The organism is Aeromonas veronii, from assembly GCF_040215105.1.
Classification (GTDB): domain Bacteria; phylum Pseudomonadota; class Gammaproteobacteria; order Enterobacterales; family Aeromonadaceae; genus Aeromonas; species Aeromonas veronii_G.
The window spans coordinates 172,674-189,899 of record NZ_CP157875.1; the positions used below are offsets into that span (position 1 = coordinate 172,674).

The following is a 17,226-nucleotide window of genomic DNA, read 5'->3' on the forward strand; positions in this document are numbered from 1 at the left end:
GCCCTCATGGTATCAGTAGTGGATGACGCTGCGGATGCTCTTGCCTTCGTGCATCAGCTCGAACGCCTCGTTGATCTGCTCGAGGCCCATGGTGTGGGTGATGAAGTCATCGAGACGGAACTCGCCCTGCATGTAGCGCTGCACATAGCTCGGCAGCTCGCTGCGACCGCGCACCCCGCCGAAGGCGCTGCCGCGCCAGACCCGGCCGGTGACCAGCTGGAACGGACGGGTACTGATCTCCTGACCGGCGCCGGCCACTCCGATGATGACCGACTCGCCCCAGCCCTTGTGGCAGCACTCGAGCGCCGCGCGCATCACCTTGACGTTGCCGATGCACTCGAAGGAGAAGTCGACGCCGCCGTCGGTCATCTCGACGATCACCTCCTGGATGGGCTTGTCGAAATCGTTCGGGTTGATGCAGTCGGTGGCGCCGAGCTTGCGGGCCAGTTCGAACTTGCTCTCGTTGATGTCGATGGCGATGATGCGGCCGGCCTTGGCCAGGCGTGCGCCAATGATGGCGGAGAGACCGATGCCGCCGAGCCCGAAGATGGCGACGCTCTCACCCTCTTTCACCTTGGCGGTGTTCATCACGGCGCCGATGCCGGTGGTGACGCCGCAACCCAGCAGGCAGACCTCTTCCAGCGGGGCGGCCGGGTCGACCTTGGCGATGGAGATCTCCGGCAGCACCGTGTATTCGCTGAAGGTGGAGGTGCCCATGTAGTGATAGATGGGCTGACCGTCCTTGGAGAAGCGGGTGGTGCCGTCCGGCATCAGCCCCTTGCCCTGGGTGGCGCGGATCTTCTGGCACAGGTTGGTCTTGCCGGACTTGCAGAACTTGCACTCGCGGCACTCCGGGGTATAGAGGGGGATCACGTGATCGCCGACCTTGACGCTGGTGACCCCTTCGCCGATGGATTCGACGATGCCGCCACCCTCGTGGCCCAGGATGCAGGGGAAGACCCCTTCCGGATCTTCACCGGACAGGGTGAAGGCATCGGTGTGGCAGACACCGGTGGCGACGATCCGTACACGGACCTCGCCAGCCTGGGGTGGCATGACCTCCACCTCCTCGATGGAGAGGGGCTGGCCCGGGCCCCAGGCGATGGCGGCCTTACACTTGATGCTTTGAACCTGTGCCATGGATGACATCCTCTTGTTGAATGATTGAACGGAAATGGGTTCGGAGATCCAGTGTAGTTTCCCGCCGATTTGGTGATAATAAGGCGAAATATCAAATCACTTTTACAGATAGGTAATAATGTTCGGCTGGGAAGGGATCTGTGAGTTCGTCAGCGTGGCAGAGCAGGGGGGATTCACCCCGGCGGCGCGCAAGCTGGGAGTGTCGGTGGCTCAGGTCAGCCGCCAGGTAGCGCAGCTGGAAGACCGGCTGCAGGCCAAGCTGTTGCTGCGTACCACCCGCCAGGTGCGGCTCACTGAGCTCGGCGAGATCTACTATCGCCACTGCCGCCAGCTGCTGGACAACCTCTACGAAGCGGAGCTGGCCCTCGGTCAGCACCAGGCCGAGCCGCAAGGGCTGCTGCGCATCACGGCCCCGGTCTCCTACGGCGAGAGCCGCATCGCCCCCTTGGTGAACGACTTCATGGTGCGCTTCCCCCAGCTGGAGGTGACCCTCAACCTCACCAACCAGCTGCTGGATCTGGTGCACGAGGGGTTCGATCTCGCCATCCGGCTCGGTCACCTCAAGGATTCGACCCTGGTGGCCCGCAGGCTGGCGAGTCGGGTGCCCTATGTGTGCGCCTCTCCCGCCTATACCGCCCGCCACGGCATGCCCAACAGCCTCTCGGAGCTCTCCCGCCATACCTGTCTGGTGGGCAATGGTGACGAGTGGCACTTCAATCTGGCCGGTCGTCCCCACAGCGTGCGGGTGCGCGGCATCTTGCAGTGCAACAGCGGCCATGCCCTGCTGGATGCGGCATTGAAGGGGATCGGCATCATCCAGCTGCCGGATTACTACGTGAGCGACCATCTGGCCAAAGGCGAGCTTATCGAGCTGCTGCCGGAGCTGAGAGCGCCGGAGGAGGGGATCTGGGCCCTCTATCCCCACAACCGCCACCTCTCCCCCAAGGTGCGGCTGCTGGTGGACTATCTGGCCGAACGGCTCGGGGCGCCCGATCAGCCCGCGTTGGTGCGGCCCATCGGCTGACGCGAGCCCCATCAAAAGGCACTGTCCCAATTGCGTGTTGAAAGGCCAGTCGTGTTGTCGGTCATTACAGCCGATGCCATGGATACCCCCAGCCCTTCAACATCCCCAGGCTATCCGCACATGGCACAGTTTGACTCCCTTTGTCAGCCCCCCAGCCTGGGCTGCCGTCGTCCTCTCCGGCAGGCTCGCTGTGTGGCACCGTCCCGCCAGCACAAAGCTCCGCCCGCTCCCCTCGAACCGGCACAGTAGACAGCAGATCCTGCAGCGGCCCCCACCGTCCGGGGGGATGACCGCACCAGATGGACAAATTCACACGAATCCACCCTTGGCTAGACTGGGCCAGTCGTCTTATGACACCCATTTGGCACAGTTGCCTGCAACCCTATCTGGAAGGACCCGATATGAAACCCTTGTTGACCGCCCTCTTGCTCCCCCTGTTGCCCTTCGCCGCACAAGCCGCCGACCCCGTCTGGATCACGGTCGGTGCCGACAGCGGCGTCGAACTCAAACAGGTCAAGGCCAAGCTGGCTCCCTTGTTCAGCGCCAGCGGCGCCCCCATCCAGCTTGCCTCGAGGCAAGCGAACTCGGCACCCTCTCCCACCTGATGCACGAAGGTCATCAGCGCTGCGGTGGCTACGTGGTGCACAGCACCCTGGCCGATGCGCTGCAGAGCATGGCCCAGCCCATCAGCCAGAACCTGTTCAGTGCCCCGCCACTGACCCAGGGGGCTAGCGTCAATCGGCTGCTGCCCTATCTGGATCAGGGCAACATAGTCGGCACCATCAGCCAGCTCGCCAGTTGGCGCAACCGCTACTACACCTCCACCACAGGGGTGCAGTCGGCGGACTGGGTGGCTGCGCAGTGGCAGAGTCTGAGTAGCGGCCTGCCTTGGGCCAGCGTCAGCCGGGTCAAGCACAGCGGCTACCCGCAGCAATCCGTAGTGCTGACCCTCAAGGGCAGTCGCTACCCGGACGAAGTGGTGGTGCTCGGCGGCCACCTCGACTCCACCGCGGGTTCCGCCCCCAACAGCCGTACTCTGGCGCCGGGCGCCGACGACGATGCCTCCGGCATCGCCACCCTGACCGAGGTGCTGAGGGTCATCGCCGAACAGGGTCGCCAGCCGGAACGCACTCTGCAGTTCATCGGCTATGCGGCGGAAGAGGTGGGGCTGCGCGGCTCCAAGGACATAGCCACCCGCTACAAGGTTGCCAACACCAAGGTGCTGGCGGCGTTGCAACTGGACATGACCAACTACCAGGGATCGGCGGAAGACATCGTCTTCATGACCGACTACACCGACAAGGGGCTGACCGGCTATCTGGCCCAGCTGCTCGACGCCTATCTGCCCCAGATCCGCTATGGCTACGACAGCTGTGGTTACGGCTGCTCGGATCATGCCTCCTGGCACAGTCAGGGCTACCCGGCCGCCATGCCGTTCGAATCGCGCTTCAACGACTACAACCCCCACATCCACACCGCCCAGGACACCTTGCAGAACTCGGATCCCTCGGCCGCCCATGCCCTCAAGTTTGCCCAGCTGGCGACCAGCTTCGCCGTCGAGATGGGCAAGATACACTGAGGCCGAGGGCGATGAACCTCGCATAAAAAAGGCCCACTCTCGTGGGCCTTTTGCATGGTTGCTCGGACAGGAAATTATTCCCGTTCCTTGACGTAGGGGGTGCCGAGGGCCTTGGGGGCCACCGCCTTGCCGATGAAACCGGCCAGCAGGAACACCGTCAGGATGTAAGGCAGCGCCTCGATGGCCTGCACCGGGATCGGGAAGTCGCCGATGCTGACCCCTTGCAGCCGGATGGCGACCGCATCGAGGAAGCCGAACAGCAGGCAGGCCGCCATGGCGCTCCAGGGTTTCCACTTGCCGAACACCAGCGCCGCCAGCGCCATGAAGCCCTTGCCCGCACTCATGTTCGGGATGAACTGGGCGGTCTGGGCCACGGCGAGGTAGGTGCCACCGATACCGGCAAGCAGGCCGCCGATGATGAGGGCGGTGTAGCGCATGCGTACCACGGAGATGCCCGCGGTATCGACCGCAGCCGGCGCCTCGCCCACGGCGCGCAGACGCAGCCCGAAGCGGGTGCGGAACAGCACCCACCAGGCGAGCGGCACGGCGGCGAAGGCCACGTACTCCAGCAGGGAGTGACCGCTCAGCAGCTCGCTGTAGAGCTGGCCGATAACCGGCACGTCATACAGCTCCTTGGCATAGGGCAGGTCGATGGGGGCGAAGCGGGCGGCACCGGACAGCGCCGGGGTCTGGCCGCCCTGATCGAACCAGTAACGGCCGAGGGTGACGGTCAGGCCGGCGGCCAGTATGTTGATGGCCATGCCGCTCACCACCTGATCACCCCGGTGGGTGATGGTGGCAAAGCCATGCAGCAGGGCGAACAGGATGGAGACGCCTACCCCGGCACCCAGCCCAATCCAGGCCGAGCCGGTGACGGCCGCCGCCGCCGCACTGGCGAAGGCCGCCGCCAGCAGCTTGCCTTCCAGGGCGATGTTGACCACCCCGGAGCGCTCACAGAACATCCCGGCCATGGCCGCCAGGATCAGCGGCGGCGCGGTGCGGATAGTGGCATCCAGCATCAAGATCAGGGTTTCGAACATGATCAGGCTCCTTTGACTTGCGCGGCTGAACGGTTGGCAAAGGCCAGATAGCACTGCTCGATGCGCGGACGCAGCATGTGCTCCAGCGCGCCACAGAACAGGATCACCAGACCCTGCAGCACCACGACGATGTTGCGATCCACCCCGAACTCGAAGCTGAGCTCGGCGCCACCTTGATAGAGGAAGCCGAACAGCAGGCTGGCGATGATGACGCCGACCGGGTGGTTGCGCCCCATCAGGGCCACCGCGATGCCGGTGAAGCCGAAGCCTTCCACGAAGTTCAGCTTGATCTGGTGCAGCTCACCCTGCAGCACGTTGAGGGCGAAGAAGCCCGCCAGCATGCCGGAGATTACCATGGCCAGGATCACCACCTTGGGATAGGAGATGCCCGCATAGGCGGAGGCGCTCTGGCTGGCACCCACCGAGCGGATCTCGTAACCCCAGCGGGTATGCCAGATGAAGACCCACACCAGCAGCGCGCAGATCAGCGCCCAGAAGAAGCTGATGTTGAGCGGGCTGCTCGGCATCTCCAGGCCGAAACCGGCCGCCAGCTCGCTCATCTTCGGCAGCCAGCTCGCCACGGCGAACACCTTGCTCTCGGTGGCCATGGATCCTGGCGGCTTGAAGACATCGACCAGCAGGTAGGCCATCAGGGAGGCGGCGATGAAGTTGAACATGATGGTGGTGATGACGATGTGGCTGCCCCGCTTGGCTTGCAGCCAGGCCGGGATGAAGGCCCAGGCCGCGCCAAACAGACCGCCGGCGATGATGGCCAGCGGCAGCAGCAGGGCGAACGGCAGCACATCGCCGAGCAGCAGACAGACCAGGCCGACGCCGAGGCCGCCGATGTAGGCCTGCCCCTCACCGCCGATGTTGAACAGGCCGGCGTGGAAGGCCACCGCCACCGCCAGACCGGTGAAGATGAAACCGGTGGCGTAGTAGAGGGTGAAACCTATGCCCTCGCCGGTGCCGAAGGCGCCGTACCACATGATCTCGGCGGCATCGATCGGGTTGATGTCGAGGTAATAGAACAGAATGGCCGACACCAGGAAGGCCAGCAGGATATTGATCGCGGGCAGCACGCCCACGGAGATCCAGGCAGGGATACGGGCTTGGCTCATGGGCGAGCCTCCTTGGCAATCGCGTCGGGGATCTTGGCGGGAACGGGTGCGTTGACCATCATCAAGGCCATTGTTTCGCAGGATGGTACGAGTCTCATGAGGTGGCTCCTTCGGGTTGGCTTGCCGCCACCTCGTCGGGAACGATATTCGCCATCATCAGCCCTATGGTGCGCTCATCCGCCTTGGCGCCATCCAGTTCACCGACGATGCGACCATCGGCAATGACCAGGATGCGGTCAGACAGACTCATGATCTCGTCCAGCTCCACGGAGACCAGCAACACCGCCTTGCCCTTGTCGCGCATGGCGATGATCTGCTGGTGGATGTACTCGATGGCGCCGATGTCGACCCCACGGGTCGGCTGGCCGACCAGCAGCACATCCGGGTCCTGCTCCACTTCCCGGGCGATCACCAGTTTCTGCTGGTTGCCGCCGGAGAAGTTAGCGGTCTTGTGCTCGGGATGGGGCGGGCGCACGTCCCACTTGTCCATCTTCTCCTGGCAGTCCTTCAGGATCGCCGCCTTGTCCTGCAGCATCCCTTTGTTGTACTGGGCACGCCTGTGATAGCCGAGGATGAAGGCCTCTTTCGCCTCGAAGCGATTGATGAGCCCCATCTTGTGCCTGTCTTCCGGGATGTGGCCGAGACCGAAGTTGCGCACCATCTCGGGGTTGGCGGGCTGGTCATGGTTCACCTGATGCACGGCGCTGCTGCCCTTGATGGTGAAGCTGCCCTTGCTCGGCTTGAGGATGCCGCCGAGCAGGCTGAGCAGCTCGGACTGGCCGTTGCCGGAGACGCCGGCGATGCCGACCACTTCCCCGGCGCGTACCTCGAAGCTGACGGATTTGACCCGCTCCACCTTGGCGTCATCGAAGTAGCTGAGCCCCTCGACCTTGAGCTTGGCCTCGCCCGGCTGGGCGGCGCCCTTGTCGACCTTGAGGCGCACCTTGCGGCCCACCATCAGCTCGGCGAGCTGTTCTTTATCGGTATCCTTGGTGGCGACGTGGGCCACCATCTCCCCCCGGCGCATGATGGAGACCTGATCCGTGATGGCCAGGATCTCCCGCAGCTTGTGGGTGATGAGGATGATGGTCGCCCCCTGATCCCGCAGCTTTTTCAGCACCTCGAACAGGTGATCCGCCTCTTGCGGGGTCAGTACCCCGGTCGGCTCGTCCAGGATCAGGATGCGGGCGCCGCGATAGAGCGCCTTGAGGATCTCGACCCGCTGTTGCAGGCCCACCGGCAGATCCTCGACCTTCTCGTGCAGCGGCACCTCGAGACCATAGTCCCGGGCCAGCTCGCCGAGCAGTTTCTCGGCCGCCGCCAGGCTCTTGCCCAGGTGCCAGCCGTTTTCCGCGCCGAGGATCACGTTTTCTAACACTGTGAAATTGTTAACCAGCATAAAATGCTGGTGCACCATGCCCACGCCCGCGGTGATCGCGTCTTGTGAGCCATGGGGTTTGAAGGGTTTACCGTCGATCAGCATCTCGCCCTTATCGGCGTGGTAGAAACCGTAGATGATGCTCATCAGGGTCGACTTGCCGGCGCCATTTTCGCCGACGATGCCGTGAATGCTGCCTTTACGAACCTGAAGGTCGATCTGCTTGTTGGCGTAAACTTCGCCAAAGCGCTTATCGATACCTCTTAATTCGATGGCATAGCGATCTGTCTGGTCCATGATGCAGTCCTTGCGGGTCATGAAGTAGAGACTAAAAACCGGCCCGTGCGGGCCGGTCATCATAGGTTGAGAGTCGTAGCAGAGACTCAGTACTTACAGGAGTTGTCGCTCATGTAGTCGTGCACCTTGATCTTGCCGGCGATGATGTCGGCCTTGATGGCGTCGACCTTGGCCTTCATCTCCGGTGTGATCAGCTTGGCATTGTTCTCGTCCAGTGCCCAATCCACACCGCCTTCCGCCAGACCCAGGGACTGGATGCCAGGCTTCCACTCGCCCTTGGCGGCGTCATCCCAGCTCTTGTAAGCGGCCAGGCCGACGGACTTGACCATGGAGGTCAGCATGGTGCCCGGCTGCAGGTGGTTCTGGTTGGAATCCACGCCGATGGCCAGCTTGCCTTCGTCCTTGGCGGCCTGATAGACACCGATGCCGGTACCGCCGGCGGCGGCATAGACCACGTCGGCGCCCTTGGCGAACTGGGACTTGGCCAGCTCTGCACCCTTGGCCGGGTCAGCAAAGGCCGCCGGGGTGGAGCCGGTCATGTTCTGGTAGACGTCGATCTTCGGATTGATGTACTTGGCGCCCTGCTCGTAGCCACACTGGAATTTGCGGATCAGCGGGATATCCATGCCGCCCACGAAGCCGACCTTGCCGGTCTTGGAGGCGATGGCCGCCAGGGCGCCCACCAGGAAGGAACCTTCATGCTCCTTGAAGATGAGGGACTGGACGTTCGGCTTGTCGACCACCATGTCGATGATGGTGAACTGGGTTTTCGGGAACTCGGTGGCGACCTTCTCTACTGCTGAGCCCATGTTGAAGCCGACGGCGACGATGGGACCGTTGCCACGGCTGGCCAGACGACGCAGGCCCTGCTCACGCTGGGCTTCGTTCTGGGGTTCGAACTCCTTGACCTTGACGCCTTTGTCCTTGTTGTAGACTTCGACGCCGTTGCGGAACACGGCTTCGTTGAAGGACTTGTCGAATTTGCCGGCAGTGTCATAGATGACGGCGGGCTCGGAGGCCGCCTGGGCAGACAGGGCAGCGAGGGTGAGGGCGGCCACGGTGGCCAGCTTGAGCACTTTAGTCACGATCGTATCCTTGATTGTTATGTTGAGGGTCCACAACCCGCCGTAGCAGCAGGCTATAAAGCACGCTGGCTAACTGTAAGTGAGCCAACTTGTGGGTCAAGGAGATCATAAAGGAAAAACGTTTGCGTTAACGGTTTGAAATATAAGCAAATTGCTTTATAAGTGTTTGTTTTTAACCTTGTTTTTAGAACTAAATGCTGCGATTAATAGGGTTCAAATGACATTTTTGTTTGTATTCATCGAGTTATGCGCAAGCGTTTTCGTTTCTTGATGAAAAAGGCGGCTTCCATTGACGCTATTTTGTGGCATGGAAACAGCATCTTCTCCTGCTGCGAACGGCCACGACCCTATGTCACGCGGATTTGGTCTCTGGCCGCTCAGGCCGTATAATCGCCGCCTGTATAAATAAACAGGAGTGGTGATGGACGTTTCAACCCTGCTCGACGGGCTCAACGACAAGCAAAGAGACGCGGTGGCGGCCCCCCGTTGCAACCTGCTGGTGCTGGCGGGCGCCGGCTCGGGCAAGACCCGGGTACTGGTGCACCGCATCGCCTGGCTGATGCAGGTGGAACGCTGTTCACCCTTCTCCATCATCGCCGTGACCTTCACCAACAAGGCCGCCGCCGAGATGCGCGGCCGGGTCGAGAAGGTGATAGGCGACGGCGTGCGCGGCATGTGGATCGGCACCTTCCACGGCATCGCCCACCGCCTGTTGCGGGCCCACCATCTGGATGCGGGCCTGCCCCAGGACTTCCAGATCCTCGACTCCGACGATCAGTACCGCCTCATCCGCCGGGTGCTCAAGGCGCTGAACCTGGACGAGAAGCACTGGGCCCCCCGCGCCGTGATGGGCTACATCAACGGCAAGAAGGACGAGGGGCTGCGCCCCGGCGACATCGATCTCTACGGCGACCCCGTCACCCGCACCTACCAGCAGATCTACAAGACCTATCAGGAGACCTGCGATCGCTCAGGGCTGGTGGATTTTGCAGAACTCCTGCTGCGCGCTCACGAGCTGTGGCTGAACCGGCCGCACATCCTCGAGCACTATCGGGATCGCTTCCAGAACATATTGGTGGACGAGTTCCAGGACACCAACGGCATCCAGTACGCCTGGCTGCGGATGCTGGCGGGCGACAGCGGCCGGGTGATGATTGTTGGCGACGACGATCAGTCCATCTACGGCTGGCGCGGCGCCAAGATAGAGAACATCCAGCGCTTCCTGACCGACTATCAGGGCGCCGAGACCATCCGCCTCGAGCAGAACTACCGCTCCACCGCCAATATCCTGAAAGCGGCCAACAGCGTCATCGCCAACAACGCGGAGCGGCTCGGCAAGGAGCTGTGGACCGAAGGGGCCGAGGGCGAGCCGATTTCCCTGTACGCCGCCTTCAACGAGGTGGACGAGGCCCGCTTCGTGGTCGGTCGCCTCAAGGACTGGAAGGAGAAGGGCGGCCTGCTCACCGACTGCGCCATCCTCTATCGCTCCAACGCCCAGTCCCGGGTGCTGGAAGAGGCGCTGATGCAGGACGCCATGCCGTACCGCATCTACGGCGGCCTGCGCTTCTTCGAGCGTCAGGAGATCAAGGATGCGATGGCCTACCTGCGCCTCATCAACAACCGCGGCGACGACGCCAGCTTCGAGCGGGTCGTCAACACCCCGACCCGTGGCATCGGCGATCGCACCCTGGAGATCCTGCGGGGCAACGCCCGGGATCAGGGCCAGAACCTGTGGCAGTCCGCCAAGACCTTGCTCAACGACAAGGTACTGACCGGCCGCGCCGGCAACGCGGTGCGCGGCTTCGTGGATCTCATCGACGCGCTGGAGGAGCAGGTCTCCCTGCTGCCCCTGCACCAGCAGGCGGACATCACCATCCAAAATTCCGGCCTCAAGGCCATGTATCTGGCGGAGAAGGGGGAGAAGTCCCAGGCGCGGGTGGAGAACCTGGACGAGCTGGTGACCGCCTGCCGTCAGTACCAGCGTCCGGACGAGCTGGAAGACATGAGCGATCTCTCCGCCTTCCTCGCCCACGCGGCGCTGGAGTCCGGCGAAAATCAGGCGGACGAATACGCCGACGCGGTGCAACTGATGACCCTGCACAGCGCCAAGGGCTTGGAGTTCCCGCTGGTGCTGCTGGTGGGGGTGGAGGAGGGCATGTTCCCCAGCCAGCAATCCACCGAGGAGTCGGGCCGTCTCGAGGAGGAGCGCCGCCTCTGTTACGTCGGCATGACCCGCGCCATGGAGAAGCTCTACATCTGTTATGCGGAGAGCCGCCGCATCTACGGCCGCGAGATGTTCCACAAGCCGAGCCGCTTCATCCGCGAGATGCCCGCCGAGTGCCTGGAAGAGATCCGGCTGCGCACCCAGGTGAGCAGACCCACGCAATATGGGCGCTTTAGCCAGAACGAGGTGCAGCAGAGCTTCGACGCCAGCGGCATCAAGCTCGGCCAGCGCGTGCTGCACCCGAAATTCGGGGAAGGGATCGTCTTGAACTTCGAAGGGGTCGGCCAGCAGAGCCGGGTGCAGATCCAGTTCGACGACGTCGGTGCCAAGTGGCTGGTGACGGCCTATGCCAGGCTGGAAGCGCTCTGATTTTTCCCGCCTTTTGATGTGACCAACCCGGCTTAGGCCGGGTTGGTTTTTGTATCTCTAGTAAGAACTGACAGAGCTGAGCTATATTTTTAGAAGCTCATTCTGCACACACTGATACAGACGTGACATTTTTAGTAATTGGATTATTTATTTTCACTGTATCAGGATAGAAAAGAACTATATTTTCTCCTGTGCCAAAAGAGCTTGTAAAGGTAATTCCATCGTAGTCGCTGATACTTTTAATGAACTCACAAAGGAATTGTGTTGGTATATAATCTAACGTTGCCCTTTCAGGGATTACTGGCTGAGCTAATTCTTTTGAAAACAACTCAATCAAAGCTAAGTGGTTAATTATAAGTTCCATTTCATCCCCCGCATATTTCAGTAAAGAAATTCGTTTTTTGGGATTTGTCAAATTAATTAGCTTTAAGCTTCTTTTTGCAACACAGGTAGAAATGTAAACGGTTGACCCAATGCTTGGGCGAACTTCTCTAATACAAGTGTCTTCATTTTCAGCCACATATAGATATACAATACCAGCCGGATTTGCACGTCCAGCAGATGCTTTTTCTGGCGGAGGTGAACCCATATGCTCTTTTAACAATGCAGAGTCCGAAATCCTAGCTCGATAAAAACAATCCGTCTGCTCCCTGACCTCACATAACTCATCAATCAACTGAATAAATGTGTTCTTTTCAATGCTATTTGTCTCATTCTGAAACGAGGAAAACATTTTTCCGTAGATATTTCCCGTGGGGAAAAAACGATTTTTATGGATCAACTCTTTTTTGAATTCCAACCATAACAATGAATTTTTTTGAGGGCTATATTTAACCTTCCATTTTTTTGAGTCATCAACCCCCAAAGCTAATTCTTTTACAAGCTCGGCAGGCTTATTGACGGTGGAGCTTAATATATTTAGATCATGGGTAAGGATTTCGTGCAACGCCTTACCATGAATATCTTCATCAATGCAAAATTCAATACCGTCAGACACATCACTTAAGATGGACGGCTCAACGCACAATACATCTTTGCTTGAGCAAAATGAACAGCGAGATATTTTCCCCATCCGCTGTATTTTCTCTATTAGCGCACTATCATTGAAACAATTTATGCAACATTTGGACATTTTTAATCATCCTTCCAAATAATCACACAATGTTTCTATATGGTGCATAATAGATAGTTTTTTAATCTGACCTAAACCTGGGTAATGACGATTTTCATAGAGACTTATAAATTCTCTAGTGGCTAGAGTTTCATAGAATATAGAGGGATGCTTAATTATATCTTTAACAGCTGAACTAAGTGCATCGATGAACTTACCACCAGGGTTGGTGGGAGTGTTATCATCATATGATGAATAATGCTTTACATACATTTCATCATATTGTTCTTTATTGATATAAGACAAATGTATTGTAACTACATATGCAGGACCACCACTCTCGGAAAAATCAGTCCCCATAATCGTATAATCACCAAACCCCACGGCGTTTGGTGTATCGCGAAATGTTACGTGCCAATGTGAAAATGCAGACTCTGAACCATAATCCGCGTTTCTCGGTTTCTTTTTAAAGTTATCATCGATGAATGCTACTTTAGAAAACTTTGTGAGCAGTGTTGGGGATATTTTAGGATTTATAATAGTAAATTCTGCTGTGTTACAGAGTTTAATAATTGTATTATCGACACCCTCAGTTAAATATATAACAAACTCGCGCGTCATGCTTTCCGCAAGATGAATAGCAATTTCATCAGAAGATCCGGCAAGCAATATACACGGAGTATAATCATACTCATCAAGCATCCTAGTGATCCGATCACTAGGTTGACCACTTAACTCGCCAACAGATGGGTTGATCACGACGATAGGAATTATATTGTGTTTATTTAAATACTCTATCGTATTAACTAATGCATTCATATTCTCTCTGACAGGCTCTATAATCGGTTTTAGATGCCTTGCCGAGGAAATATCCGCACACTCTCTTAATGCTGCTAATTCAAATTGCTTCCCTCGTAAGTAGGGTAGGTACATGATTTATCCCTCATCATTAACTATTGAATCTTATAATTAGACTATCTATTTGTTTTTTGTTAAAACTATAGCTGATAGCCGCGTTTTTAAGCGAGTAAGGTAATGAACAAATAAACTCTTTGTTGTTTTTCCTACTAAGCTTTAAAATCATTCTTAACTGTTCAGCAAGTGCATCAGGTTCAGCTTGATAAAATTTATCAAGACATACTGAAAACACATCGCTATTGGAGCATGTGATTTTTTCACCAGAAATTAATTCTGCCAAAAGAATATACTCATCCTTTCGCAAGGACTTTATCACAGTGACAGGACAAAGAGGCGTAGTTCTTTTTTTAGCCAATTTCTTTACACTTAAATAATTATCAGCGGTTAGCACCATAATGCCAACACTGTCAGGGGTGGCCTCATATACAGATTTAAAATTAAGCGGAGCACAAACTACGTACACTTCATCAAAGAAAGCGCAGTAATCTTTTAATTGCTCATCAAGCCTATATAAGCTGTCATATTCTGTTTTTATTTCATAGCATACGGACGAACCATTTATAATAACGCAGTCGGCTTTACTTGAGCCCACCCTAAATTCTGACAGCATAGTTGCCGTATTTAAAGAGTGCTTTCCCAAAAGATGCCGATTCACTATTGCATTTTTAAAAAAATATTCAGTTTTATATTTTTTGTCAATAATGCAATATATCTTATTGTATGTGTCATAAAGGGAGCTACAAACATCCCCTCCGAGTAATTCAGTAGAGATCTTTTGAATAAGCGACATATCACCATCAGCAAGCTGGGAAAGCCCCTTGCTAGTAAATAATCTTGACGCCTCTTTTAACAAAAATTGCATGTTAACTCTACCAATATATATATTAACTTAAAGAGTAACCTATTTTCTTTTTTCAAGAAATATTAATGCTCTGATTTCTTGATGTAAGTCCTCTTTCGAGTCACCATTCACACTACGTTTATGATGACAAAATCCTAGCAACCAACCAACCAACCAACCAACCAACCAACCAACCAACCAACCAACCAACCAACCAACCAACCAACCAACCAACCAACCAACCAACCAACCAACCAACCAACCAACCAACCAACCAACCAACCAACCAACCAACCAACCAACCAACCAATTAGACTTAGCTATAGATGATATGGTTACGCCTTTTCTTTCCTTTTATCACTGACCAGCTTGCTCTCCATCACCCCTTGCTTGCCCGCCTCGGCACTGAGGGTCTGGGTGGAATCGTTCTCCGATTTGTAAGAGGTACGGCTACCCGGCGCCCCCTGTTTTGGTTGGAAGAAAGGCAAATAAAGGTTCGTATGGGGCCTTGTGGACACGCAACCGCTCAGACTGGTACCGATGTGACGGGATTCAATATTTCAACAATTAACTGGCATGGCGTGGCACTTTGACGGTGCAGCAAACCGCGGCATACTGCCCCGTCACCAGATGGGAGTCATTGATGTCTACATGGATGCCGACACTGCGCCGGCTGGGGCGGTGGTTGTTGCGAAAAACGGTGCTGGCGCTGCTGACCAGCCTGCTGTTTGTGCTCTCGTTCACCCTGTTTCAATACGCATCCTGGTGGCCGGCGCTGGAGGTCGATTCCTTTCTCGAATGGAGCGGTTTCTCTTCAGGGCGCACCTTTACCGAACTAGCCCTACCGATGCTGGAGTTTGGTGCCTTGTTGGGAGCTTTCTTCTGGCTGCTGTTTTTGCTGACACCGCGTTCACTGCTACCAGCGCTCTTTGCCGGGCTCTGGTTGTGGCAGACCTATGATATCGCCTTTATGACGGCGACCGCCTCAACCTGGCTGCCCCACGAGATCATCTGGACCTTCATCCTACCCCACACCCACTGGCTGCTTCTTACCCTGCTGCCCCCTCTGCTGCTGATCCGTTATCTCGGCAGGCTGCTGCTGGCGCCGGCGCCAGAAACCCAGTCAGGGGTGGTCATAGTTTCAGGCAAGCCATAGCCAGAGTGGGGAAACAAGGCGTGGTCAGGGCCTGATCCGCACGGTTCTATGAGGGCCAATCCAAGGGGGCATGGGCATAAACGGGGAGAAACGCGGGGGAGGGGGAATCAGAAACCCGACCGCAGACGGGGCACGGCGGCCGGGTGAATTGTAAAGAGTAGGGTGACAGCTAATGCCGGGTATCAGCCTAGTCTAATCAACTCGATGGGCGCGTAACGCTCTCGGGTGTTGGCCAGCAGCACGCATTTCTCATGCTCGGCCTGATAGGGGGTCATATTGTCGGTGTGGGCCTCTTTCAGGGTATCGACGGCGCCGGTGGCGGCGATCATCACGCGCTGGCCCAGGGTCAGCACATTGCGGTTTCGGTCATAGATCTTCATTGCATCCTCCTTGTCTGTGTGAGGGCTTGTGCCCAAGGAGCAGATCCAGACTACGCCCCCGCAAAAGGGTGACGTATGTCACAGATCAAAAAAGAGGCGAAGAGGAACTCATCGCCGCGTCGGGCTCCGGAGCGTCGGCAGCATGACGCTCGCCGGGCTTGTCATCCCTTGTCGCCTCGTGCCGTTTCCTTGTGCTTTTTACCCGCCAGGGCTCGAACCGGGGAGGGGATGCGCTATAGTGGATGCCGCTCGTTTCACTGCCTTCAACCAACCGGGAATCCATTATGAATCGTGATATTGCAGCCCAGTTCATCAAGATGCTGACCAACCTCGACCAGTGCCTGGCCAAGGCCGAAGCCCACGCCGACGGGAAGAAGTTCAACGCGGACAACTTCGTCGGCGAGCGTCTCATCACCGATATGCTGCCCTTCTCCAAGCAGGTGCTGATCTGCTGCGACACGGCCCGCGCCGTGGTGGCCACCGCCAGTCACAGCGCGTTGCCGGTGATGGAAGATGATCCCAAGACGCTGGCGGATCTGCGGCACCATATCCAGAGCACGGTCGCCCTGCTGCAAAGCAAGCTGGAGGCCGATTTCAGTCAGTATGCGAGTGCGAAATACTTCCCTTACTGGGCCGGTGGCAAGGGCATGGACGGTCATACCTGCGTTCATGAGTACGGCATTCCGAACTTCTACTTCCACCTGACCATGGCCTATGCCCTGCTGCGCAAGGCGGGGGTCAACCTCGGCAAGGGGGATTATCTGGGTGGCCTGAACCTGCAATAAGCACTCATCCCACCAAGCTGTTTAACTCGCCATGTTGAACCCAGGCCGTGCGCGACATCCTCACGTGCTCATGTACGCTCCGGTTTCTGCGCGCTGGCTGTGTCCAGACTGCCGTCGACAATGACGCCCATTGGGACAGGTTGTCAGTTGTGGTCTGTCGAAATGAAGAGAGCCTGCCAGTTTGGCAGGCTCTCTTGCTTTTGGGCTGGCTGTTTTCGGGGATGGGCAGTGTGTTGTCTGCCTTTTCCCTGTTTTAACGATTATTCGTTCGGTATCTCCGGCTCCACCAGTGCGGCCAGCTGGGTCAGGGATTCCTGCCAGCCGAGGTAGCACATCTCCACCGGGATAAGTGCCGGGATCCCCGCTTGTTCGATGGCGAGCTCGGTGCCGCACAGCACCTGGGTCAGTCTGATAGTGACCCGCATCTCCCCCGGCAGGTTGGGATCGTCAAAACGGTCGGTGTAGCGGATGCGCTTGCCCGGCTCCAGCTCCTGATACTCGCCGCCGAAGGCGTGGGAGTGGCCTGTGCCGAAATTGGTGAATGCCATGCGAAAGCGGCCGCCGACCCGGGCCTCCAGGTGCTCCACCTTGCAGGTGAAGCCGTGTGGCGGCAGCCACTTGGCCAGCGCCGCCCCTTCGATGAAGGCGCGATAGACCCGATCCGGCGGTGCCTTGAGGACGCGATGCAGTGTCACTGTGCCTGTGCTCATGATGGATTCCCTCTCTGTGGTGTCGGAGCAAGGATAGCCGCTCGGGGGAAGGACAACCGGCGGTCGGG

At 57.5% G+C, this 17,226-nt stretch carries 15 protein-coding genes and 1 pseudogene; 5 read left to right on the forward strand and 11 right to left on the reverse strand.

From position 1 onward, the window contains the following. Window positions 1–12: 12 nt before the first annotated feature. A complete protein-coding gene (locus tag ABNP46_RS00790; protein ID WP_349920574.1) occupies window positions 13–1,140 on the reverse strand; it encodes an S-(hydroxymethyl)glutathione dehydrogenase/class III alcohol dehydrogenase in 1,128 nt (375 codons plus the stop codon). 118 nt (window positions 1,141–1,258) lie between these two features. On the opposite strand from ABNP46_RS00790, the gene ABNP46_RS00795 reads away from it, so the two are divergent. Further along, on the forward strand, window positions 1,259–2,164 hold the full coding sequence (locus tag ABNP46_RS00795) for a LysR substrate-binding domain-containing protein (protein WP_349920575.1): 906 nt from the start codon (window positions 1,259–1,261) through the stop codon (window positions 2,162–2,164). A gap of 401 nt (window positions 2,165–2,565) precedes the next feature. Next, window positions 2,566–3,743 (forward strand): annotated as a pseudogene (locus tag ABNP46_RS00800) (M28 family metallopeptidase). Between the two features lie 74 nt (window positions 3,744–3,817). Here the strand turns inward: ABNP46_RS00800 and ABNP46_RS00805 are convergent. From ABNP46_RS00805 to ABNP46_RS00820, 4 genes are all read right to left on the reverse strand, one after another. Beyond that, complete coding sequence (locus ABNP46_RS00805) at window positions 3,818–4,783, reverse strand: ABC transporter permease (RefSeq protein WP_349920576.1); 966 nt, start codon at window positions 4,781–4,783, stop codon at window positions 3,818–3,820. A gap of 2 nt (window positions 4,784–4,785) precedes the next feature. After that, entirely contained in the window at window positions 4,786–5,904 is a 1,119-nt protein-coding gene (locus tag ABNP46_RS00810; protein ID WP_349920577.1) for an ABC transporter permease, read from the reverse strand. A 94-nt stretch (window positions 5,905–5,998) separates the two neighbouring features. Next, a complete protein-coding gene (locus ABNP46_RS00815) occupies window positions 5,999–7,579 on the reverse strand; it encodes an ABC transporter ATP-binding protein (protein WP_349920578.1) in 1,581 nt (526 codons plus the stop codon). Between the two features lie 86 nt (window positions 7,580–7,665). Next, the gene (locus tag ABNP46_RS00820; RefSeq protein ID WP_349920579.1) at window positions 7,666–8,664 is read right to left on the reverse strand and encodes a BMP family lipoprotein; all 999 of its coding nucleotides are present in this window, start codon (window positions 8,662–8,664) and stop codon (window positions 7,666–7,668) included. 421 nt (window positions 8,665–9,085) lie between these two features. On the opposite strand from ABNP46_RS00820, the gene uvrD reads away from it, so the two are divergent. After that, on the forward strand, window positions 9,086–11,257 hold the full coding sequence (uvrD, locus tag ABNP46_RS00825; RefSeq protein ID WP_349920580.1) for a DNA helicase II: 2,172 nt from the start codon (window positions 9,086–9,088) through the stop codon (window positions 11,255–11,257). A 97-nt stretch (window positions 11,258–11,354) separates the two neighbouring features. Here the strand turns inward: uvrD and ABNP46_RS00830 are convergent, their stop codons facing one another. Genes ABNP46_RS00830 through ABNP46_RS21165 form a run of 4 tightly spaced genes read right to left on the reverse strand, consistent with a single transcriptional unit; the run spans window position 11,355 to window position 14,421 of the window. Further along, entirely contained in the window at window positions 11,355–12,389 is a 1,035-nt protein-coding gene (locus ABNP46_RS00830) for an RES family NAD+ phosphorylase (RefSeq protein ID WP_349920581.1), read from the reverse strand. A 6-nt stretch (window positions 12,390–12,395) separates the two neighbouring features. Further along, window positions 12,396–13,301, reverse strand: a complete 906-nt coding sequence (locus ABNP46_RS00835; protein ID WP_349920582.1) for a sce7725 family protein — start codon at window positions 13,299–13,301, stop codon at window positions 12,396–12,398. A gap of 16 nt (window positions 13,302–13,317) precedes the next feature. Beyond that, window positions 13,318–14,148 carry a sce7726 family protein gene (locus ABNP46_RS00840; protein WP_349920583.1) on the reverse strand — a complete coding sequence of 277 codons (831 nt, stop codon included), beginning with the start codon at window positions 14,146–14,148 and terminating at the stop codon, window positions 13,318–13,320. A 39-nt stretch (window positions 14,149–14,187) separates the two neighbouring features. Continuing rightward, complete coding sequence (locus ABNP46_RS21165; protein WP_434476168.1) at window positions 14,188–14,421, reverse strand: hypothetical protein; 234 nt, start codon at window positions 14,419–14,421, stop codon at window positions 14,188–14,190. A 349-nt stretch (window positions 14,422–14,770) separates the two neighbouring features. Here ABNP46_RS21165 and ABNP46_RS00855 point away from each other — a divergent pair, with 349 nt between their 5' ends. Further along, the gene (locus ABNP46_RS00855; RefSeq protein ID WP_349920584.1) at window positions 14,771–15,283 is read left to right on the forward strand and encodes a hypothetical protein; all 513 of its coding nucleotides are present in this window, start codon (window positions 14,771–14,773) and stop codon (window positions 15,281–15,283) included. Between the two features lie 182 nt (window positions 15,284–15,465). Here ABNP46_RS00855 and ydfZ read toward each other — a convergent pair whose 3' ends face one another. After that, window positions 15,466–15,663: a putative selenium delivery protein YdfZ gene (gene ydfZ / locus ABNP46_RS00860; RefSeq protein WP_332503353.1), complete on the reverse strand. Its 198-nt coding sequence runs from the start codon at window positions 15,661–15,663 to the stop codon at window positions 15,466–15,468. Between the two features lie 284 nt (window positions 15,664–15,947). Between ydfZ and ABNP46_RS00865 the strand changes: the two genes are divergently transcribed. After that, on the forward strand, window positions 15,948–16,448 hold the full coding sequence (locus tag ABNP46_RS00865; RefSeq protein ID WP_349920585.1) for a DUF1993 domain-containing protein: 501 nt from the start codon (window positions 15,948–15,950) through the stop codon (window positions 16,446–16,448). Between the two features lie 260 nt (window positions 16,449–16,708). On the opposite strand, the gene ABNP46_RS00870 is transcribed toward ABNP46_RS00865, so the two are convergent. After that, complete coding sequence (locus ABNP46_RS00870; RefSeq protein WP_349920586.1) at window positions 16,709–17,158, reverse strand: SRPBCC family protein; 450 nt, start codon at window positions 17,156–17,158, stop codon at window positions 16,709–16,711. Window positions 17,159–17,226 lie beyond the last annotated feature (68 nt).

What these genes read in the sequence shown, in the direction of transcription:
- ABNP46_RS00790 (WP_349920574.1), bottom strand. Translation starts at nt 1,140, where the DNA reads ATGGCACAGGTTCAAAGCATCAAGTGTAAGGCCGCCATCGCCTGGGGC.
- ABNP46_RS00865 (WP_349920585.1), top strand. Translation starts at nt 15,948, where the DNA reads ATGAATCGTGATATTGCAGCCCAGTTCATCAAGATGCTGACCAACCTC.
- ABNP46_RS00795 (WP_349920575.1), top strand. Translation starts at nt 1,259, where the DNA reads ATGTTCGGCTGGGAAGGGATCTGTGAGTTCGTCAGCGTGGCAGAGCAG.
- ABNP46_RS00870 (WP_349920586.1), bottom strand. Translation starts at nt 17,158, where the DNA reads ATGAGCACAGGCACAGTGACACTGCATCGCGTCCTCAAGGCACCGCCG.
- ABNP46_RS00840 (WP_349920583.1), bottom strand. Translation starts at nt 14,148, where the DNA reads ATGCAATTTTTGTTAAAAGAGGCGTCAAGATTATTTACTAGCAAGGGG.
- ABNP46_RS00810 (WP_349920577.1), bottom strand. Translation starts at nt 5,904, where the DNA reads ATGAGCCAAGCCCGTATCCCTGCCTGGATCTCCGTGGGCGTGCTGCCC.
- uvrD (WP_349920580.1), top strand. Translation starts at nt 9,086, where the DNA reads ATGGACGTTTCAACCCTGCTCGACGGGCTCAACGACAAGCAAAGAGAC.
- ABNP46_RS00815 (WP_349920578.1), bottom strand. Translation starts at nt 7,579, where the DNA reads ATGGACCAGACAGATCGCTATGCCATCGAATTAAGAGGTATCGATAAG.
- ydfZ (WP_332503353.1), bottom strand. Translation starts at nt 15,663, where the DNA reads ATGAAGATCTATGACCGAAACCGCAATGTGCTGACCCTGGGCCAGCGC.
- ABNP46_RS00835 (WP_349920582.1), bottom strand. Translation starts at nt 13,301, where the DNA reads ATGTACCTACCCTACTTACGAGGGAAGCAATTTGAATTAGCAGCATTA.
- ABNP46_RS00830 (WP_349920581.1), bottom strand. Translation starts at nt 12,389, where the DNA reads ATGTCCAAATGTTGCATAAATTGTTTCAATGATAGTGCGCTAATAGAG.
- ABNP46_RS00855 (WP_349920584.1), top strand. Translation starts at nt 14,771, where the DNA reads ATGTCTACATGGATGCCGACACTGCGCCGGCTGGGGCGGTGGTTGTTG.
- ABNP46_RS00805 (WP_349920576.1), bottom strand. Translation starts at nt 4,783, where the DNA reads ATGTTCGAAACCCTGATCTTGATGCTGGATGCCACTATCCGCACCGCG.